The sequence below is a fragment of the Nodularia sp. UHCC 0506 genome (genome assembly GCF_034931045.1).
Lineage (GTDB): Bacteria > Cyanobacteriota > Cyanobacteriia > Cyanobacteriales > Nostocaceae > Nodularia.
In genome coordinates, this window is the sequence record NZ_JAYGHH010000058.1 from 1 (window position 1) to 19,365 (window position 19,365).

General features: G+C 43.5%; 17 protein-coding genes. 9 read left to right on the forward strand and 8 right to left on the reverse strand.

The features are described 5' to 3' along the window. Positions 1-2,421: Tn3 family transposase (locus VB654_RS22270; protein ID WP_323216006.1), on the reverse strand; the 2,421-nt coding region annotated here is incomplete at its 3' end. Between the two features lie 102 nt (positions 2,422-2,523). Between VB654_RS22270 and VB654_RS22275 the strand changes: the two genes are divergently transcribed. The 3 genes from VB654_RS22275 (at position 2,524) to VB654_RS22285 (ending at position 5,229) form a co-directional block, all read left to right on the forward strand. Beyond that, positions 2,524-3,150, forward strand: coding sequence for a recombinase family protein (locus VB654_RS22275; RefSeq protein WP_323216008.1), 627 nt, complete (start codon positions 2,524-2,526; stop codon positions 3,148-3,150). Between the two features lie 354 nt (positions 3,151-3,504). Beyond that, positions 3,505-4,083 carry a tyrosine-type recombinase/integrase gene (locus VB654_RS22280; RefSeq protein WP_323216041.1) on the forward strand — a complete coding sequence of 193 codons (579 nt, stop codon included), beginning with the start codon at positions 3,505-3,507 and terminating at the stop codon, positions 4,081-4,083. Between the two features lie 99 nt (positions 4,084-4,182). Then, positions 4,183-5,229, forward strand: coding sequence for a Fic family protein (locus VB654_RS22285; protein WP_323216010.1), 1,047 nt, complete (start codon positions 4,183-4,185; stop codon positions 5,227-5,229). Positions 5,230-5,829: 600 nt separating this feature from the next. Here VB654_RS22285 and VB654_RS22290 read toward each other — a convergent pair. Continuing rightward, complete coding sequence (locus VB654_RS22290; RefSeq protein WP_323216012.1) at positions 5,830-6,285, reverse strand: hypothetical protein; 456 nt, start codon at positions 6,283-6,285, stop codon at positions 5,830-5,832. A gap of 520 nt (positions 6,286-6,805) precedes the next feature. Here VB654_RS22290 and VB654_RS22295 point away from each other — a divergent pair. Beyond that, on the forward strand, positions 6,806-6,964 hold the full coding sequence (locus tag VB654_RS22295; RefSeq protein WP_323216014.1) for a hypothetical protein: 159 nt from the start codon (positions 6,806-6,808) through the stop codon (positions 6,962-6,964). Between the two features lie 352 nt (positions 6,965-7,316). On the opposite strand, the gene VB654_RS22300 is transcribed toward VB654_RS22295, so the two are convergent. Both VB654_RS22300 and VB654_RS22305 read right to left on the reverse strand, forming a co-directional pair. Further along, complete coding sequence (locus tag VB654_RS22300) at positions 7,317-7,835, reverse strand: helix-turn-helix transcriptional regulator (protein ID WP_323216016.1); 519 nt, start codon at positions 7,833-7,835, stop codon at positions 7,317-7,319. After that, positions 7,832-8,284 carry a DUF6932 family protein gene (locus VB654_RS22305; protein WP_323216018.1) on the reverse strand — a complete coding sequence of 151 codons (453 nt, stop codon included), beginning with the start codon at positions 8,282-8,284 and terminating at the stop codon, positions 7,832-7,834. Before VB654_RS22305 ends, VB654_RS22300 begins: the two co-directional genes overlap by 4 nt. 369 nt (positions 8,285-8,653) lie before the next feature. On the opposite strand from VB654_RS22305, the gene VB654_RS22310 reads away from it, so the two are divergent. The 3 genes from VB654_RS22310 to VB654_RS22320 all read left to right on the forward strand — a co-directional run bounded on the left by VB654_RS22310 (position 8,654) and on the right by VB654_RS22320 (position 13,549). Beyond that, entirely contained in the window at positions 8,654-9,424 is a 771-nt protein-coding gene (locus VB654_RS22310) for an AAA family ATPase (RefSeq protein ID WP_323216019.1), read from the forward strand. Then, on the forward strand, positions 9,424-10,500 hold the full coding sequence (locus VB654_RS22315; RefSeq protein WP_323216042.1) for a ParB/RepB/Spo0J family partition protein: 1,077 nt from the start codon (positions 9,424-9,426) through the stop codon (positions 10,498-10,500). Before VB654_RS22310 ends, VB654_RS22315 begins: the two co-directional genes overlap by 1 nt. Before the next feature lie 61 nt (positions 10,501-10,561). Beyond that, positions 10,562-13,549 carry a DEAD/DEAH box helicase gene (locus VB654_RS22320; RefSeq protein ID WP_323216020.1) on the forward strand — a complete coding sequence of 996 codons (2,988 nt, stop codon included), beginning with the start codon at positions 10,562-10,564 and terminating at the stop codon, positions 13,547-13,549. Between the two features lie 889 nt (positions 13,550-14,438). Here VB654_RS22320 and VB654_RS22325 read toward each other — a convergent pair. The 4 genes from VB654_RS22325 to VB654_RS22340 form a co-directional block, all read right to left on the reverse strand. Continuing rightward, on the reverse strand, positions 14,439-15,413 hold the full coding sequence (locus tag VB654_RS22325; protein WP_323216021.1) for a protein rep: 975 nt from the start codon (positions 15,411-15,413) through the stop codon (positions 14,439-14,441). 363 nt (positions 15,414-15,776) lie between these two features. Next, positions 15,777-17,318, reverse strand: a complete 1,542-nt coding sequence (locus tag VB654_RS22330) for a relaxase/mobilization nuclease domain-containing protein (RefSeq protein ID WP_323216022.1) — start codon at positions 17,316-17,318, stop codon at positions 15,777-15,779. Further along, a complete protein-coding gene (locus VB654_RS22335) occupies positions 17,315-17,713 on the reverse strand; it encodes a MobC family plasmid mobilization relaxosome protein (protein WP_323216023.1) in 399 nt (132 codons plus the stop codon). Before VB654_RS22335 ends, VB654_RS22330 begins: the two co-directional genes overlap by 4 nt. A gap of 435 nt (positions 17,714-18,148) precedes the next feature. Next, entirely contained in the window at positions 18,149-18,292 is a 144-nt protein-coding gene (locus tag VB654_RS22340; RefSeq protein WP_323216024.1) for a hypothetical protein, read from the reverse strand. A 59-nt stretch (positions 18,293-18,351) separates the two neighbouring features. Here VB654_RS22340 and VB654_RS22345 point away from each other — a divergent pair, with 59 nt between their 5' ends. Both VB654_RS22345 and VB654_RS22350 read left to right on the forward strand, forming a co-directional pair. Beyond that, positions 18,352-18,717: a hypothetical protein gene (locus VB654_RS22345; protein ID WP_323216025.1), complete on the forward strand. Its 366-nt coding sequence runs from the start codon at positions 18,352-18,354 to the stop codon at positions 18,715-18,717. A gap of 10 nt (positions 18,718-18,727) precedes the next feature. Next, positions 18,728-19,294 (forward strand): GNAT family N-acetyltransferase, encoded by a 567-nt coding sequence (locus VB654_RS22350; protein WP_323216026.1) that lies wholly within the window; start codon positions 18,728-18,730, stop codon positions 19,292-19,294. The last annotated feature ends 71 nt before the right edge of the window (positions 19,295-19,365 follow it).

Genomic DNA, 19,365 nt, shown 5'->3' on the forward strand with positions numbered 1-19,365 from the left:
TCCATTAAGAACGCCATAATCTGCTTCCGAGTCCAAACGCCAAAAGCGAGCTTCCCCCACATCAGCCAGTCGAGGGCTAAACTGGTAGCCCAGTAGCCAGAAAAGACCAAATATCACATCACTATAACCGCTTGTGTCAGTCATAAGTTCCTTGGGACGAAGAGATGTCTGTTGCTCCAAAAGCCCAACCAACACAACCAGAGAGTCCCGCAGCGTTCCAGGAACCACCAAACCGTGAAAACCTGTAAACTGGTCTGAGGTAAAGTTGTAGTAAGTAATACCCCGACCCCGACCAAAATATTTACTATTGGGTCCTGAATTTAGTGTCTGCACAGGCACTACAAAACGCAATCCATCTGCCGAAGCAACTTCTCCTCCACCCCAAGTCTGGGCTAATGGAATCTGAGTTTGAGCATCGACCAACCGTGCATTAGCACTCTTCAAGGTTTCAGAACGAAGGTAGTTTTGCTGTATCCAAGCCAGTCGATTACGAGTTAGGGCTGGGATATCTGCCCGGATAACTGGCTTCAGACCTATGTTGCAACTTTGAGCTATCAGCACTGCACAGACACTAATGTGTAAATCAGTTACTCGTGAACTTTCCTGGCTACCGTGGTTAAATTCATCCATAAACCCGGTTTTGGCATGGATTTCCAGTAAAGCTTCTGGTAAATCCACACGGGGAAGTAACTCTGCTACCAGTATTTTGAGAGCTTTCAAGCTGGCAGGTTCTTCCAACTTATCCAGATTGGTGACTGTTAAAGTGTCACGCCCTTTTTTGTTAGGTTCGACGCGTACCGCTGCATTGCTGGGCAAATTATTGGCAGTACGATGAAATGCCAAATCGAGTTGCTGTTTCAATTTGGACAGTTCCGCTTGGGGTGTTGGTTGCAGGTTCAATGCGCGACAAACTTGTGGTCTGGCTGATTCCCAATCTTTACCTTGTAGTAATTTCGCATGGGGATTGCTCCAACGGATGCTAGGAGTGATAAATAATTCTCGACGGCGCAATCCCTCACACAATCGCTCTAAGGTACAGAAAGTGTAAGCGCGACGGTCGATATCTGCATTGGGTTGTACAATTAATTGCAGCCAGCCTTTGGTAATGCCATTGAGTGGAGCATTATCCATCTTGGGATTTGCTTTCTTTTCAATACTTTTGAGAAATTCCACAGCCTTCAGAATTGACTGACCAGCCTTGGTAGCTTGAAAATCAATTGTCCGCAGCAGTGAAGGAAGAAATCTGCGAACCTGTGTCCAACGCTTCAACAGTTCTGGGTAATAGTCATCTTCAGGCGGTCTGGCCAATTCTTCCACCTTTTCGACAGACGCTTGCAACTTCTCTTGAGAAATGCTTTGAAAAACAACTTCACGCACACTTTTATCTTCACAATTGGGGTCAAGTATAACTGCACAAGCTGCACCCAACCGCAAAGCGGCGGCATCCAAGTCTTTTATCGTGCGTAACCGTTCTTTTTTTCCATCCCGCACTGACTTGGAGAGTAAATCCTTGAGCAACAATTCCAGCACATCGAGGGTATCATCAGCAGCAAGAGCTTCCAAGGTATGAATAAAAGCAACTAGAGTTGCTATTCTTCGCTCAAAAGGCATACGGGCAATCGCCTGAACTCGAATTGTTGCTGCATGGCGGGCAAGAGCTTTTAATCTGCTGGCTGGGATACCAGAGAAATTTAAAGTGTTGATACCAAGGGAACGCACTTTAACTAGACGATTTAAAGCATTGACCAAGGCGGGACTGCTATGACGAGTTGGCGCTCGCCGTAACTGGTCGAGTGGTGTGTACCAAGTTTTCTCATCGGGTACTAGTAGGGCTTCAAGCTTTGAGCGTTGTTCCTTTGAAGGAAGTTTGGATAAAATTTGCCACAGCCTCTTCGCCGTCCGCTCTCGGACACTGGCAACCAGACGCTCCAGAACTGTAACTCCAGGTAAAAGGATTTTATGTTCAACCAACCTTGCTGTAACCAAGTCAAATAAAACACTCGGACTCTCCGAACCAACCCAGGCACGTCCGTACAGCCAACGAACTAATTGCCAATGTTCTGGTTGGACGCTAAAATTTCGATAGCCATAGCGTTGTTGAATTTCGCCCTGATGCTCCCAACGGGTTACGGAACGCTCAAGGTAGCGTGGCAAACATTCGATATCTGAGATTCCTAATTGAGTGGCTACGTAAATGATTACACCTAGCGGAATATCAATAGGATTTTCCAAAAAAGTCCCCAAAAACCTGACGCTAACTAGCTGCAAGGCAAAACCCAGACGGTTATGATTTCCACGTCGAATTAGAACACTATCTTTATCCGTATCATCAAGATGGAAGTAGCGAGCTAATTGCATTGGTGTTGGTTCCGACTCATAGTTTCCGTAGCGTCGTCGCTGTTCGAGAGTAAGGAATCCCATCCATAAGTCCTAAGTTGTATTAATTAAAGTGTAAGTTATTTGGTACACTAAAATTGAACGGTACAGCAAGTGTTTAAGAGTTATAAAATCCAGAAGGTTTAATTGGTACAAAAAGTTGCCATTTATTGTCGGGTTTCCACAACTGACCAGTCCTGCGAGCGGCAAGAACGGGACTTACTAGAGTATGCTGCCGTTTGTGGCTTTGAGGTGGTTGGTGTTTGGAAGGAAACGGTTTCTGGAACTAAACATGACCGCACTGAACGTTCCAAAGTCATGGCGTTAGCTCGAAGTCATAGTATTGATGCCATCTTGGTGACGGAGATGACCCGATGGGGACGTAGCACCATTGATTTGATTGAGACTTTGCAGGATTTGCACAGTTGGCACGTTTCCTTAATTGCCCAAACTGGATTGCAATTTGATTTGAATACACCTCAAGGCAGGCTAATTGCTCATTTAATGGCATCTTTGGCTGAATTTGAACGGGATTTGCTGCGAGAAAGGGTGCGGAGTGGGGTGGCTGCTGCTAAAGCGCGAGGTCAGAAATTTGGCAGACAGCCGGGACAAAGGATTAAAGCCGATAAGTTGGGTCCCAAAGTTTTGCAGATGGTTGGTGATGGGTATTCTTACCGCAAAATTGCAGAAAAACTCAACCTTAGCAAGACAACGGTCAATGATATTGTCAAACGCCACAGACAGTCAACCAAGAAATCGGAGTTGGAGAAGTAATTTTAAAAGGCTTATCCAGTAACCGTTTCAGCCTTAGCGTAACTTTCTGTACCGTTGCTCATTTCACCCCAGAATCTAAAACCCAATCACAGAAACAGCTTTGCGCTTCTGCTCAGGCGTAACCTCTAGATAACGGTGCAAAGTCCCCAGGTCACTGTGACCAGAGATTTCTTGAATAGTCCTCAAAGGTATCCCGGCTTAACCCCTTACCGAAAAAGCGAGCATAATTGTGTATTGAGAACGATTAGCAATAAGTTGGAGTTTGTTGGTCTCTTGACGAAATCATAGGGATCGTAGCGAGTTAAACTGTCTGTAATACAACCCTAAAGCGGACAGTAATGGTGTGTGCAGCTGATGTTGGAGCGAAGGAAGAATGAAGAGTATCGAAGCCGAGAGTATCTGACCATAGAAGAGGTGAAGGTACTAATTGAGGCAGCAGGCAACAGGGGCAGGCACAAACAGCGCGATTACTGTTTGCTACTGTTGATGTTTCGCCACGGGTTGAGGGCAGGGGAAGCTTGCCGACTCAAGTGGGACGCGATCATGTTTGAGAGGCGTATCATTTATATTAACCGTCTTAAGGGCAGTTTGAGCGGCAATCATCCGTTACAAAGTGACGAGATTGAGGGACTGAAGATTTTAAGGGAGCGCTACAAAGACCAGGGGGGTTACTACGTGTTTGTGAATGAGCGTGGTAAATCTTTGACTGTGGCAGCGATTCAGAAGATTGTTAGTCGTGCCGCAGATGCAGCTGAGTTGCCGATTAAGGTACATCCCCACATGATGCGCCACAGTTGCGGTTATTTTCTGGCAGACCAAGGACGGCCAACCAGAGATATTCAAGCGTACCTGGGGCATACAAATATTCAACATACAGTCCGCTACACTGCTCAGAACCCCAAAAGGTTTGAGTCTTTTGATTGGGACTGGTGAGCCAACAGTAATTCTAGAAAACAAGTGCTGTTAGCTGCCGGAAGTGCTGTATCAGCAGTGATAGCTCCCGTATCGTGCATATCTTTGGGAATGTATTTTATGAAATCATTTGAACCAAACTTGATTGAGCGTCAGCAAATTACTCAAAATTTACTACGCACTATCCGGTTGATTGGTGAGTATAAAGGCAAACAAGAATTATTTAAGGAACAGTCACCCCAAGTATTGGAAACCCTGCGCCAAGCGGCGATTATTCAGAGTACCGAGTCTTCTAACCGGATAGAAGGCATCACCGCACCACTGGAACGCATCAAGGAATTAGTAGCCGAAAAAACTACTCCGCGCGATCGCTCGGAACAAGAAATTGCTGGCTATCGAGATGTGCTGACGACCATTCACACTAGCTATGCCTACATCCCTTTTACCCCAGGGGTGGTGTTACAGCTGCACCGTGACCTTTATCAGTTTGCTGTCGTTGAAGGTGGGCGCTGGAAGTCAGTAGACAACGAAATTAGCGAAATCCATCCAGATGGCACGAAAATAGTGAGATTTCAGCCACTCCCTGCTTATGCCACACCAGCCGCAATGGAAAGTTTGCACGAAAGGTTCAACACCCTTTGGCAGTCTGAAGAAATTGAACCATTGTTGCTAATTCCAACTTATGTCCTGGATTTTCTGTGCATTCACCCTTTCACTGACGGGAATGGACGCATGGCTCGTCTACTGACGCTACTGTTACTATACAAGGCTGGTTACGAGGTGGGACGGTTTATTAGTTTGGAGCGGATTGTCGAGCGGACGAAGGAAAGTTACTACGATACGCTTTACCAGTCGTCGCAGAACTGGCATCTTGGGTCGCATAGCTTGTTGCCTTGGTGGGAATATTTTTTGGGGGTCATTGTGCTGTCAGCGTACCGGGACTTTGAGCAGCGAGTGGGGTTAGTCACCAAGACCAAGGGCGCTAAAACAGCTATGGTGCTTGATGCTATTAGCAATATGCCATTTGATTTTTCTATTAAGGATTTACAGTCACAATGCCCGACTGTGGGGATTGACCTAATTCGCCGCATCTTACGCCAAGAGAGGACTGCGGGGCGGCTGGAATGTTTAGGGCGAGGCCCGGATGCGCGTTGGCAGAAGAAATAGGTACAGTACCTATTTAATAGGTACTGGAAAGGTGATTAGTACCTATTTATTGGTCAATTCAGTTGCGTCTCTTATAGCCAAGAGCCAACACCATCTGAATCATTTTTCCAAAAAGTCGTCAAATGGATTTTTTACTGGGATCACTGAATGGTAGATAAATTTTAAATAGGGTTTCCAATATACCAAGCCCAATTGGTAGCCTCTATTACAAGTAGTCTATCATTTGCACGAAGGCATGGCAATAATTCATTTCTTACACCTTGGGTACTTTTAGGATGAAACTGTCCAAATTAAAGAAGATTGATCATTACTCCAATTTTAAACTTAAGAGTCTTTGCCAAGCCAAAGAAATAAGTTAGTGGTACTTGCTGCTAAAAACCTAATTCATAATTAAATTGGACGGATATCGTTCAGATTAAACCACAACATTCGGGCATAAGTGTTTGGCTAATTGGTTCGTATAATTTGGACGGTTAGCAGCGATAAATGCTGTGAAATTTACTGCGCTTAGGTTACAGCTTATTTGCAAATAATATGGTTTCAAAATTGCCTTGTTTGCAGTTTGAAGCATTTATGTTTGCAGTTCACTACAACTAATAATTAACTTCTATGCTCCGATATAAAATCAATGCAGATATTGTAAGTGCCAACTTCACCAATTTGACTAGCCCACATAGGTCTATCACTCTTTAAAGCGATGAAATAGTTCTCGCTAGTGCTTCTAGTATCTACCCTAGCAATTGCCCTGCCTTTGCCATCAGAGAAGTTTGTACGCAGGATTTTATATTCTCTGGGAGAATTGAACTGTGCAACTGTGTCGAAGCTACAAAAAAAACCTTGATCTAAATCACCACCAGTAGTGATTTCAGTTAAGTAGGCATCAACAAAGGCTGTAGCCTTCTTTTCTTCTGATAATGCAATAGTAGGCGTTTCCTCTTCTGCTGGTGTCACGGGTGACTCTACAGGGGTGACAGGAGTAACTACCGGAGGGCTAGAAATTGGAGTACACGCGATCGCACCTGCGGAGAGAACAAGCAGTAAAGGTAGAAGTTTCATTATTTTCCCTGATTTTGTGGAGTATTCTTAAAATAGCTCGTATTTAAGAGAAATATCAGCAAAATTTAAACCTAATAAAAATTAAAAATAAAATCTTATTATTCGTCCTACTTTTCAGATGCAGATGTATTTAAAGTGCGATCGCACCCCCTAGTCTTTAACGTTGTGGGGGTTATCTACGTGTGTGCTTTAGATAAAAAAAAGCCTAAAATCTACATGATTATTAAGCAAATCCAGTACAAAGTTTAGTGGATTATAACCCTTACAGTTTAAAGGTTACAGCTATTTTTAGCTAAAAACTGAATACTCAAATTTTTAAGATTTTCACGGGAGCAACGCGATTTTCACCTCTTTTTTTTGGCTATTTGTTCATTTTTTGTTTCATATGTAATGTTCTTAATTTTACCGGATTACAATTAATTCCCACGCAGAAAAAAACTTTCTCAATTTTGAGTCAATTTTTCAAAAAACTTGGAAATAAGTGAATAGAGCAGAAAAAAAACCGCAAAGACAATTCCCCATGAAAAATTTAGAACCTGATTGCATCAAGGTTGGTGGTTTAGTGGCCTTAGCCTCTCTGTTAGTCATAGGTACTTCTGAATGTGGAGCTTATCTAGACTTCAAGATGTCTCCTTTGCCCACCGTTCAACTTAAAAGGGAGGCTTGCCCACCCAAATAGTGAATAAGTACCCGGATACTCAAATATCTGGGTATCCGGGTACTTACAAAATAGGCGATCGCACCCTAACCCTGCCATCGCCCTGTTATCCTCCATCATGATAATGTCAAGGTAACTATCATGATGGATGACGCGCTCACTTGGTCGCGGACAGTCCAGTTTGACCTAGATATGAGCAATACAGGCAGAAGAAAGAAGCTGGCATCAATTGTGTTTTGAGATTCAGGTGTAGAAACGTCTGTTAATACACTAGCATTGCGACCAAAATGCTGCTTATCTCGGTTTTCTGTTCAGGTGCTACTAATTCCCCGTCATATAATTTTGAACTTATTAATTAAAATGTCAACCATACTTATGAGGCTTTAGTTTTAATATTCATTTTTTCTTTGCGCCATTTATCCACGCTTTTTTTAACTGCTTCTATTTCCGCAAAATCTACTTGCACAGTTGCAGTTTCAAATTCGACACCCAAAGCGGTGCTGACTTCGAGAATTTCTACAAAACTGGCACATTGATAATCTGTATCCTCATATTCCTTGACTCTTTGTTCAGCAATTCCTAATCTATCAGCAAGTTCTCGCTGAGTAATTTTGGCTGCTAACCGAACTTTAATTAAAGCATCTGGCAGTTTATTTAAAGAATCAACTTGAATTTTTAAAGGTTTACTGGTGTCGCAATTAATCAGTCTTTCGTATTCGGTGATTTCTGACTTTAACTCGTCAACTTGACTCTGATATGAATCTCTGTGAAGTTTCCACCGTTTGGGTTCTGCCTTCAATTGTTCATTGTTATCCAATTCCGCTATAGACTGTTCAAAGCGTTGCAACCAAGCTAAGGAATTTTGATACTGTTGCTCATTTTTGATCATCATGGTTTCCACCTTTGTAAATCTATAGCAATAATTCCTTTGCGCGTATTCGTCCTGGTATCAAATTGAAAAAAATCTATGTAGGCTGTACCGGAATCATTAGCTGGATAATTTGACGGAAAGATTTCACCCTTGTACTTAATTTTTTGTTCGGCACGCCGCAGCGCAAAATTAAATAAAGTAGGAGCAATCGATTCTAGGTAGTTTATATCAACTCCATTATCCTCCCAACAGGCATCAAAGTCTCCTGGTTTTGGTTTACTGGTAACGAAACTACCATCAATATAAATAGTTCTACAGCCTGCTGCTTTTAGTTGCGTCATTGCCAGTTCAAGACCGTCTATCATGCGCTGTCTAGTCAAGTTTGTCCCAAATATTTCTAAAAAATCCGACCATTCTGCCCAATGCACCCCTGATGGTAAATTACCATTTACGTCAAATTCTGGAATCATTTCTCACACCCTAACACAACTTTATTATCCAGTTAGGAGTGTCCCATAATTCTTTAAAAATCACACTTCAAAGCAAAACTCCGCACAAGGACTAAAGTAATTGAGGAGTAGTGAGGCAGAAGGCTTACGCCTATCACCTGCATCCTTGAGAACCACTACAGCACCACAGAGGGGTTGAGATGCACTCACTGGCTCCTTTATTTGAAGTGGTCTTCTGTAACACCGTATCATCTACATACGATAAAGTTATATAAACGCTGCTGCGATTTCTATCTAAAATAAAACTTGATTCATCTGATATACGTAAACTGGAAACTAAAACCGAGCCGATTGACCCAACGTCAACGTATCTTCTAGGAACCAAAGCCAGTGTCAACATCTGACTCTCCATGCCGCATTATTGCCCTGTTTAATCAGGCGGGTGGTGTCGCCAAATCGACACTGACCCAAAACTTGGGATACCACCTCGCACAACGAGAACACCGCGTCCTGCTCATCGACATCGACCCCCAAGCATCCTTAACCAAATTCATGGGGGTAGTGCCATCTCAGTTACAAAAAACCATTGCTGATGCCATTATCGATGAGCAGCCCTTACCAATTCATGAGGGCATTCACGGTATGGACTTGGTTCCAGCTAACCGAGTCCTGAGTGGAGCCGAAATGCAGTTAGTCAGTGCAGCTATGCGTGACTTGCGCCTCAAGGAAGCCATTGAACCAGTTTTGGATGAATACGACTTTATCCTCATAGACTGTCCCCCCAGTTTAGGATTACTTTCTTATATCTCCCTAGTTGCTGCCACACACGTCCTCGTCCCCATTGAAACCCATCTCAAAGCTTTCGAGGGAACCGATGAACTGTTACAAACTATTACCCACGTAAAAAATAAAGCTAACCGCAAAATTCAAATAGCTGGGTTTATTCCTACGCGGTATGCTCAACAGAACTCAGCCGATAAACGCGCATTAGCAGCCATCAATGAACAACTTTTAGCTTGGGGTCGGATATTTCCACCTATTCCCAGAGCCACGGCTTTTGTCGATGCCACAGAAGAACGTGCGCCCCTAGCGGTGTTTGACCCTAAACATTCTATAGTCGCTATCCTTAAAGAAATTGCTTTGGCTTTGGAGGCTTTGTGATTAGACGCAAGCAAACTGAAAAACCCTTTGGGGGTCAAATTACCACCCCACCCCCAGCACCTTGGTTAGACTCACAGTCGGGAAATGCAGCAGGTGCTACTGAAACTACTATCAAGCTCAAAGATATTCGTCTGCCTGAGCAGCAACCCAGGCGATACTTTGACCCACAAGCATTAAAAGAATTAGTCTCGTCAGTTAAACAGCATGGCATTCTCCAACCTCTGTTGGTGCGTCCAGTGGCGGAAGGTCAATACGAATTGGTGGCAGGAGAACGACGCTATCGGGCAGCTACAGAGGTGGGACTAGAAAATGTGCCTGTGGTTGTGCGTGAGCTAACTGATGACCAAGCTTTTCAGTTGGCTTTGATAGAAAACCTGCAACGAGAAGACCTTAACCCTGTTGAAGAAACTGAAGGGATTTTGTACCTGTTGGCTATCCGGCTTAAGTGTGATGTGGAATCTGTCAAATCCCTGCTGTATCGGATGAAGAACGCCCACAGTAAAGGGGAACAGCACTCAAAAGACTCATTAAATGAATCTAGGAGAAACGTTTCTCCTAAGTTAGATGATGAGGCAGAATCTGGAGAAAACATTTCTTCTAAAGGAGATGAATCGAAAAAATCTAGGAGAAACGTTTCTCCTAACTTAGATGATGAACAATTTCCCACGGTTAAAGAGGTGTTTGAAAGCCTGGGACTGATGAATTGGCTATCGTTCACCACCAAGCGTTTACCTTTGCTCAATCTGCCATCTGACATTTTAATGGCACTGCGCTCTGGTCAGTTGGAATACACCAAAGCCCAAGCCCTAGCACGAGTAAAAGATGATGAACTGCGAAAACAACTTTTATCGGAGGCGATAGCTCAGGACTGGTCTTTAAGCCAAATCAAGGAACAAATCCCAGCCAGCAGTTCGGCTGAATCACCCGACTCATCTAAAGCATCTAACCAAATACCGGAACAACTCAAAAATATCACCCAGCGCATTAAGAAGCGTCAGCTTTGGAAAGAACCTCGCAAGCAGAAACAGCTAGTAAACCTTTTAAACAAACTGGAAGCGTTACTGGGTGATGAGTAATTTGGCACGAATTGCTTTTGTTTAGCACGAGTTGCTGTGTTATCAGGGGGAAGAAACGGAGATGGCAGAAAAGTTACAGATTCGAGAATTACTCAATGCTTGGTTAGATTTCATCAAAGTCGAAAATTTGAGTAATGCCAAAGTAGAATCTGCCGATTCGGAGCAACCCAATATTTGGGACTCTGGGGTAAATCTAATCGGTGATAAATTATTGCTTGATGAGTCTTTATTCAAGGAACTCAAGGAACCGTTTAAAAGCTCAAAGAAAAAGGTTCAACCAAAATTACCATCAATTGCTGTAGCTTTCCCGCAGATTTATGAGATTGAAACGAATCGCCGTCAATTTCGCCCGTTGTTTACCATTGACATTTCTCCTATCTTTACAGGCAATTATCGTACTGGGGGATGGGATTTAACTGATTACGAGTTTCAACCTGTTATTCCCAATTTGATGCAGTGGTACGGGTTGGAGGAAGAAGGGGCTGAGGAGTTAGTTACTAGGGAAGGGTTGAAGGTGTTTCTGGAAACCACTTTTAATCGTCCTTTTAAAACGCTACAGGATTTTATGGGACTGATTGAATTACCAGCCTTTCCTGTGCGGTCGAAACTTCTGCCCTATCTGTTGGACTTTGACTACTTTCCTTTCAATTACAACCTCAAAAAAGATTTTCTGAAAATTAGCGACCAGCGAAACTGGAATTGGGCAAGACCCGGACATCCGGCTTATGAATACTTGTTTGGAGAACCACAAGCACCTGAACATGACATCGTATTTTTAGGGGCGTTGAATCACTCGCCGCCGGATGATTATCAAGCACTTGCTTTGAAACATTCCCAGTCAAATCCCATTACTGCGGTAATTGGCCCACCGGGAAATGGCAAGACTACTTTGTTGTTACATAAGATAGCGCAACAAGTGGTACGTCGTGCTGTGGAATTAGCAAGAAAGGGTGAAGATGAAAGTAATTTAACTTTGGTTACTAGCACTAATAAGTATGCTGTCAATAATGTTGAGGAACTTTTAGCCAACCATTTCTCTCTTGACCAGGAAAGGGTGGGAAGTAAGGAGCAGGAAACGGAGGGTCAAGACTTTCTCCCCTGCCCTCTTCCCCCTGCACCCAGCCTCTTCTCTGACGGTTTCTACCTATCAGGCGGTTCTTTGGAGTTAGTGGATAGCCAAGTTCTACCTCGCTTGCAAGCTGCACTGGATTGGTTGGCTACGGCAAGGTTTAATGATGCTGAATGGGAGTCGCTGAAGCAACAATTATTGGCTGGTGTTCAGGAGGTAGAAGACCATATCAAGCAAGATGAATATGAGCAGGAACAGAAAGCTGCTGATACGCGATTATTAGAGCAGTTATGTCACGAGATACAAGTGGTTGAGTCGGCGATAAATACAAATGGGTCTGAGTCTCAGTCGTCGTCACCATTGGCGTTTTCACGGGACTATTCTCAGTTCCCCCTAGAAGCGTACCAGCAAATCAGGCACTATCTTGACGGTGCTAGGCGTTGTTTACCGTCTGAAGATGGACAGGGGTTAGGTAAGTCAGATGGGCAAGGGTTACGTAAAAAAGACAACTGGTTTGTGCAGGTTTGGCAGGGGATTAAGAGATTCTGGCAGGAGTTAACTAAAAGTAGTCCGCGTTATGTTCTCAAGCGTTTACACAAACAAATAGAAATGCCTGTGTTGGCAACGCTGGCGACTCCTTTTCCTTTTCAAATTCCATTGACAACTGAATCTTTGATAGCAGGCTATGAGAGTGTTTCTCAGCTACTCAAATCAGCAGGAGAATGGCAGGAAGAACAGGGTGATTCTGAGAGGGTCAAAGGGCAGCTTGAGTTGTTACAAGGGCAACTGTCTGAGTTGATGAATCGCCGTTCTGGAGTGGAAAGCCGATTGGCTTCTTATCGTAGTGAAGATTTTTATGGTCGTTTCTACACTGAGTTGCATTCGTTGCAAGTTCAGTTATTTGAGTGGTCTTGGCAGTTTCAGCAGCAGGAAGCTCTGCGGCGACAAGATGAGGTGATGGTTTCTCTGAGGACTTATATTGCTGTCCTGAATGGCGAATGGGAGGCTTTTCGTCAGTTATCTGTGAATTGGAGAAATGTTTATCGGGATATCAGTCTGTTGTTTCCGGTGTTTCTCTGTACTTTACATTCTATTCGGCGTTTGTTTCCTTATCCTGATAGTGGCTGTATCGCTCAGGTGATTGTCGATGAAGCGGGACAGATTCCACCCCATCAGGTTTTTCCGGTTTTGGTGCGGTGTAATCGGGCTTTGATTGTAGGCGACCCGTTGCAATTGGAGCCTGTGATTAATTTGAGTGACCAACAGAAAGATGAATATCGCCGCAAGTCTTTTTTGGAGCAGGGTCTTACGGATGCGGATTATGACCGTTACAGTTCTACTGTTTCTACTGCTTATCATCGGGCGGCTGGGGCATTAGGACAAGCGGGAGATATTGGTCAGGGGATTATCCTGAAGTATCATTATCGTTGCGTTCCGGTGATTGCTGATTTTTGCGATCGCTTGTGCAATTATGGGATGATCATCAAAACTGAACCGAAGAATTCTCTACTGGGTACTAACCTAATTGGTTGTCATGTGGAGGGGAGGCTGGAGAACAATGTTAATTGGGCAGAGGTTGATGCGGTAGAGGCGTTGATTGAGGAGTTGTTAGGGGTGGGTTATTGTTTTAATTCTCCTGATTCTGACAAGACTATTGGCGTGATTTCACCTTATCGTCGTCAGGTAAATGCTCTGACTCAACGTTTAAAGTCTCGTTGGACAGATGATTTTTCTGACAAGAGCATTGGCACAGTTCATAATTTTCAAGGTGGTCAAAAGTCGGTGATAATTTTCTCAACTCGCCAATGTCAAGGCAGTGATAGTCTTTGGTTTATTAATCGCCGTCCTAATTTACTCAATGTGGCTGTGAGTAGGGCGCGGGAATTGTTTATTTTGGTGGGGGATTTGGCGCGAATTTCTTCAGGGGGGCATACTAAGGAGTTGGTAGAATATATTAGGGAATTTGGGGAGATGCGGTAATTATCGGCAAGGAGTTCTCTTTACAAGCGGCTCACTGACTAAAATTTTATTAGATGAAAAGTTGTGAAGTTATTGGCGTATGACATCACCGGAATATATGACGGCGGCGTTAACTTAATTAACTCTTTAACAGCAATACCTTCGCCAATTTACGAAGGTGAGTTGATTATGCATTAACCATTCATTCCCATTTCTTTGAGGCTTGACAAAAAATATACCACCTGCGTTCGCCAAGCTCTCCGATAGGAATCACCATGACTCATAATTAGTGGTTTGTTTTAGATTTAAGTCAGGTTTGGGAGATCAAAAATTTAAAAACGTGAGAGTTTGATTTATAGAACAACTTCATCCTGCTAACTTTTCTAAAAAGTCTGTCAGCAAGTTTTGGTTTTGAAAACTTGCTTGAATTGTATCGCCATTATTGTAATCAACATTGACGTTGTGCGATTCTTTCAATATACGCTAGGGTCATGATATAGCCTGAATTTCAATATTGTAATTAGCTAGTCCTTCTTCAACACAGAAGCTATTTGTTGTTTTGAACTTAAGGAGGTGTTACTACTACCAACTTACTTGACTTGACTTGTTTATTCTCTCTACCTTTACTTACTCCTCTTGTTACTAATTTATTCGTTAAATATGCTTAGAAAACTTACTACTTACTTTGGTTTTACCTTAATCATGTCTGGTCTTTCTACTTTGCTCATTCTTGATAGACAGGATTACTATATCTCTATGCAGGTCGTTCAAATAGGTATTAATTTAGTCAGCCATAATTCTAATCTGCTTTCCAATGATAACTAGCTTCTGCTTACTTATTTACATTCCTGATTTGCTATACTCCTCTTCGTGACTGCTTTTTAGGTCTTTACTTCTCTCTTAGTTATCACTATAATTTGTACTTTTGTAATCTTTTATCCCATCGGAAAAATAAACTATCATCTATCACCTCATCTATCTCTTCACTTTCACCAATAAGGTCTTGATTTTTCTCCTCTAATTCTCGCATATAATGTCTGAGAACTCCCCCAACTGCGATCGCTCTAGTTTTGTGTAGTTGACGGGTTAACTCTAGAAACCATTCCCTATCATCCAATAAATCAGACTCTTTTACCTGATATTTCAGAATTTCAGGAATCAGAACTTTTGGATCATGGTGTTTTGCGATCGCTCTGACATCAACTACTGGCTGATAATTCACCCTTAAACACTTCTGCCATAATGATACCCATTTAGCTTGAGAAAGATAGCCATGACTGAAATATGAAGGCTGTACCATCGCTAAAAGGTGTATATGTGGGTGTGCTGATATTCCATCTTTACCTTTCGTAACTTCTACTGACTTTACCCAACCTTTAGCTGGCCATGCTTTCAATTCTGACAAACGTTTAAAAGCTTTGTTTATTTCATCCAAGGTTTCTCTGAGTTCTTCAATTTGGCAATTTCTTACTGTCAGAGTGATAAACAACCAACGGTATTTAGGGTAATCTGTGACAACTTGAGGGAGAATCTGATAAGCTTTTGCTTTCCACATCATAGAACGTCGCCACTGACAAACCGGACAGTGACGCACTCGACAAAATCGCGCATTTGTTAATTTTAACTTGAGAATATCTGCTGATTCTTCTGGAATTAAGCGAAACTCTAGCCACTCAGAACAGCTTTTTAAGCGGCAAGCATATTCATTAAAAGTCTCATCATCTGCTTGGGTGTAATATTCAGCAATTTTATCAGCATTAATTCGGTGTTTTTCCCAAGTTTTACCTACAGGATCAACATCGGTTAAATTTGGTAGATTTTGACTTGCTTGATATTTTTCGGGAGAAGAACAATTAAGGTTTTTGTCTGAGGTTGAAGTAGACACAAATTTATTGAATGAGGGGTGAAATGAGCAGGACGCGATGACCCAGTTGCGCGCTTGTCGTAGCCCAGGTTTTGGGTAAATCTCACCATCTCACTACCAATATACAATTCACACCAAGTTTTATCTTTAATTCCGGTGATTGCTAAATTCTGAGATCACCTCTTGAAAGCTGTTTCTTACCTGATTCTCTTACTCAAGCCAGTTGTAGCGAAGCGGTGACTGAGCGCTGCGAAGAATTTAGTTGGCCTCACCAGGGGGTTTCTACAGCGCTCGGTCAACAACTGGCATTGGGGAGGGAGTCCAGAGGGACGGGGCAAAGCCCCTCCCTCGCGCCCACTTCGCTGCATCGAGGGGATTACTAAACTAACGACTCAAACCTCTGTCCTGCTGGCGCTGTCGTGAGGAGCGTTCTAGTTCCTGTTGGTGCAGCAGTGCCAGCAAATCCTCATTCCAATTTTGCTCATCGGGTGGAAGTCTCTTACTTTGGGGCAGCAATTCTAAGACAGCACTAGCGGTTTCATGACCCTGAGCATTATTATTAAAAGCCAGCCCAATTCTGCTAACATCTTTGAAATATTCTAATGGCAAGTTATTTGGGTCATCCACTGCCATGTACATTGTTCTCACTGGTGGCAACCCTTTATGTGATATCATGTCAATCTCTGCTACTGACAGGGCATCAATGGGGGTATCACACAAGAATACTCTCTCGATTGTATCCCCTGGCTTACCACCCACTCTCAAATGAAACCAACCCGGTGAGGGTTTGGTGGTTTTGTCATACTCAACAGTGAGATTATCTTGGCTACGGGTATGCCATATCAGTGCGCCTGACTTTTCACGATCTAAATCCCATTTGATAAACACAACAGCTCGCTGCTGGTCTACGTAAGTCAACCCCTGCTCATGTAATGCTTCCGCAAATGCAGATGATATGCCACGTTTTTCAGTCAAGTAATTTTTTAATGCAGGCCATAGGCTTTCATCTTCTGCTGGGGGCGTAAATGGCAACTGTTGTTTCTGTTCAATCTCTTGGAGAAACTTTTGTACTTCATCAGAGGATATCGGTTTGACTGGATTTAACAGCAGTTGCTGAATGGGTTGGTCGTCGCGTTGTGGTTGGTAATCAATTTCTTTATGTTTTTGTAGTCCAGGGAAGGTGTAGGCTGCACCTAAACTTGTACCGCTAAATTTTTGCTCATTCCAGGCGTAGGAGATACCTTTACTCTTGCCGTTGCGTGTTAATCCGTGGCGCACTTCTACACCCAATAATTGCAATCTTTCAATCATTTGGGGCATGGTGGGTTGGTCTATTGTGGCGCGGTCGATTAGTTCAATTAGTTGGGTTTTGATTGCTTGTTGTGGCGGTGTGTTTCTCTGGCCTTGCTCGTATTCTAGTTGTTCTCGCTCGATGCGTCGTTGTTGTCCTATGCTGGGGGCGCGGTTGAGTTTTTCTTTGCTACTTTGAGCTTGTTGTAAACTGTATTCTAGTTCAAGCTGGCGAATGATTTTTTCGGAGCGTACATATTCCCAGCTATCACTGGTAATTTTGCCATTGTCTAGGCTGATTCGGCTGGCACAAATGTGTATATGGTCGTGGTCGCGGTCGTTGTGGCGGTAAATGGCGTATTGGTTGGCTGTGTAACCCATTGCCTCTATATACTTGTCGGCGATTTCGCACCATGTCTCGTTATCTAGCTGTTCGCCTGGGGTGAGTGAGAGGGAAACATGGTGAACTACTTTTTGGGCTTCTGGGTTGAGTTGTCGAGACAGTCGAAATTCTCTGGCTAGTTCGGCGGCATTTGTGCCAAACATATTGCCACCAATTAAGGATGACTTTTCTCGGTTTTCGAGATAGTTGAGGAGTCCGCGAAAGCTTTTACCTTTGGTTTGGTTGCCAATCATTCTGTCTCCCAATCTTCATCTTCTTCTTCGTCCTCATCGGTGGGGTCGGTTTCCATTTGGGACAGTTCTCGTCCTATCTTTTGTAGGAGGTTGCGTAACTGTGCTAATTCTTCTGGGTCTGCGGGTGGGTGCAGTCCCATTTTAATGGCTGTGTGGGTGGCTCTGGTGAGTTGATTAATATTATTACCGATGCGGGATAATTCGCGGTAGGTTGCCAGGGTGATTTTGCTGGTGCGTTTGGGGAGTGGTTTGAGTAATACGCTGCGGCGGGTGAATTCAGCTATTGAGAGTCCTGCGTCTTGTGCTTTGAGTTTAATCATGTCGTGTTCAATGGCGTTGACACGAGCTTCTAGGGTTTTGGTACGCAGGAGGTTTTTGGACAGTTTTGGGCGCATAACTGTGGGAGGTGGGGGAGGGGGTTTCCAAAGGGGGAGACTTCCCCATTTGGCAAGCCTGTCGTCCGAGCGGAGCGAGGTTTGCCGGAGGCAAAAGACACGGCTTGCTTCTAGCTACGCTGCGGGGGGTGGGCGACAGGTCAGTGGGGGCGGAACTGTGCGGGGGTAGCCGGGGCTGGGTTTTGGTGATTCAGGGAGGATGAAGGACAATTACAGCGTAGCTGAAACATAATAATTATATCAGTGTTAGCTGAATTACTGCGACGGCATAGCCGGAGGGACAAGGCTATGGTTAGCAACAGTCAGCAAGAGTCAGCTACAGTCGGCATCGGATGAATATAGCGAGGGCGTAGCCGGACATGAAAAGTAGAACAGCTTTTAATAAATGGTGGTAATGGCGTAGCTGGGAGTGGTCAGGGGGAAAATCAGCATCAGTTAAACGGCATCAGTAAAATGATGATAATGGCGTAGCCAGAACTGGAAAATTATATCAGTCTCTAATAAATGATGATAACGGCGTAGCCGCATTACAAAAATTAAAACCAGCGTAGCTGCAATCGGCTGAAATTGTAGAGTCATACAATCTCAAAAATAGGGGAAAATATATAAATTATGATGAGCAATTTGATTTCATAGCAATGGTTGAGCCAAAAGATTCTGAGAAGATTACTAAGGGCAAGATTGATGAGGCGATTAGCGTCTTAAAGGAGCAAAAGCCGAAGGAGCGCGAGGATGTATCAGACAGGGAAGCTGTTCGCAAGATGAGACGGTATATCGAGAAGCTGACTTCTGATAAATATGGCTACACTTACGATGAAGTTTCAGAAATGTTGGCTGGGCAGGGCATTAATTTAAGTGGTAGCCGGATTAAGTATTTAATAGGTGAGTTGAGGAAAAGCAGTCGTCGCCAGAAAAAGACTTCTCTTGGTGAAGACAAGAATACATCAGAAAATCCTACTACTGAAACTCAGCCAGCAGGTAAAGCCAGCAGCGCAAGAGTATGAGACTAAGTAAATGACACAAAAGAATATATACGTTCGTCTAGCTCGTCCAGAAGACATCCCTGCATTAGCGAGTCTGATTCCAGAATCCGCTAGAACACTTCAAGCAAACTACTACACTCCTGAACAAATTGAAGGAGCATTGGGAACCGTCTTTGGTGTCGATAGTCAATTAATCCAGGATAAAACCTACTTCATCGCTGAGAGTGCAAGTCAGGTCATCGGCTGTGGCGGATGGAGTAAACGAAAAACGCTTTATGGAGGCGATTTGGGTAAGAAAGTGGAAGAAGATATCTTACTCGATCCAAGGTTTGAACCTGCAAAGATTCGGGCGTTCTTTGTTCATCCAGCGTTTGCACGTAAAGGAATCGGTAGCAAAATTATGAGACAGTGTGAAGTGGCAGCGATAGAAGCTGGATTTAAGACCATTGAGATCATCTCCACATTAGCTGGTGAGCCGTTGTATCGCAGGTTCGGCTATCAGATTTCTCAGCAATTTGAGATTTCGCTTCCAAACAAAAACGTTCTTCCTGTCATTCGTATGGTCAAGAATTTTTCTGAAACTCACTCTTTTGATTAAAGCGATAATAAGTCAGTTTAGTTTGCACTTCATGTCAGAAATGCTATATCTGCCTCAATCTTTATGCGTAA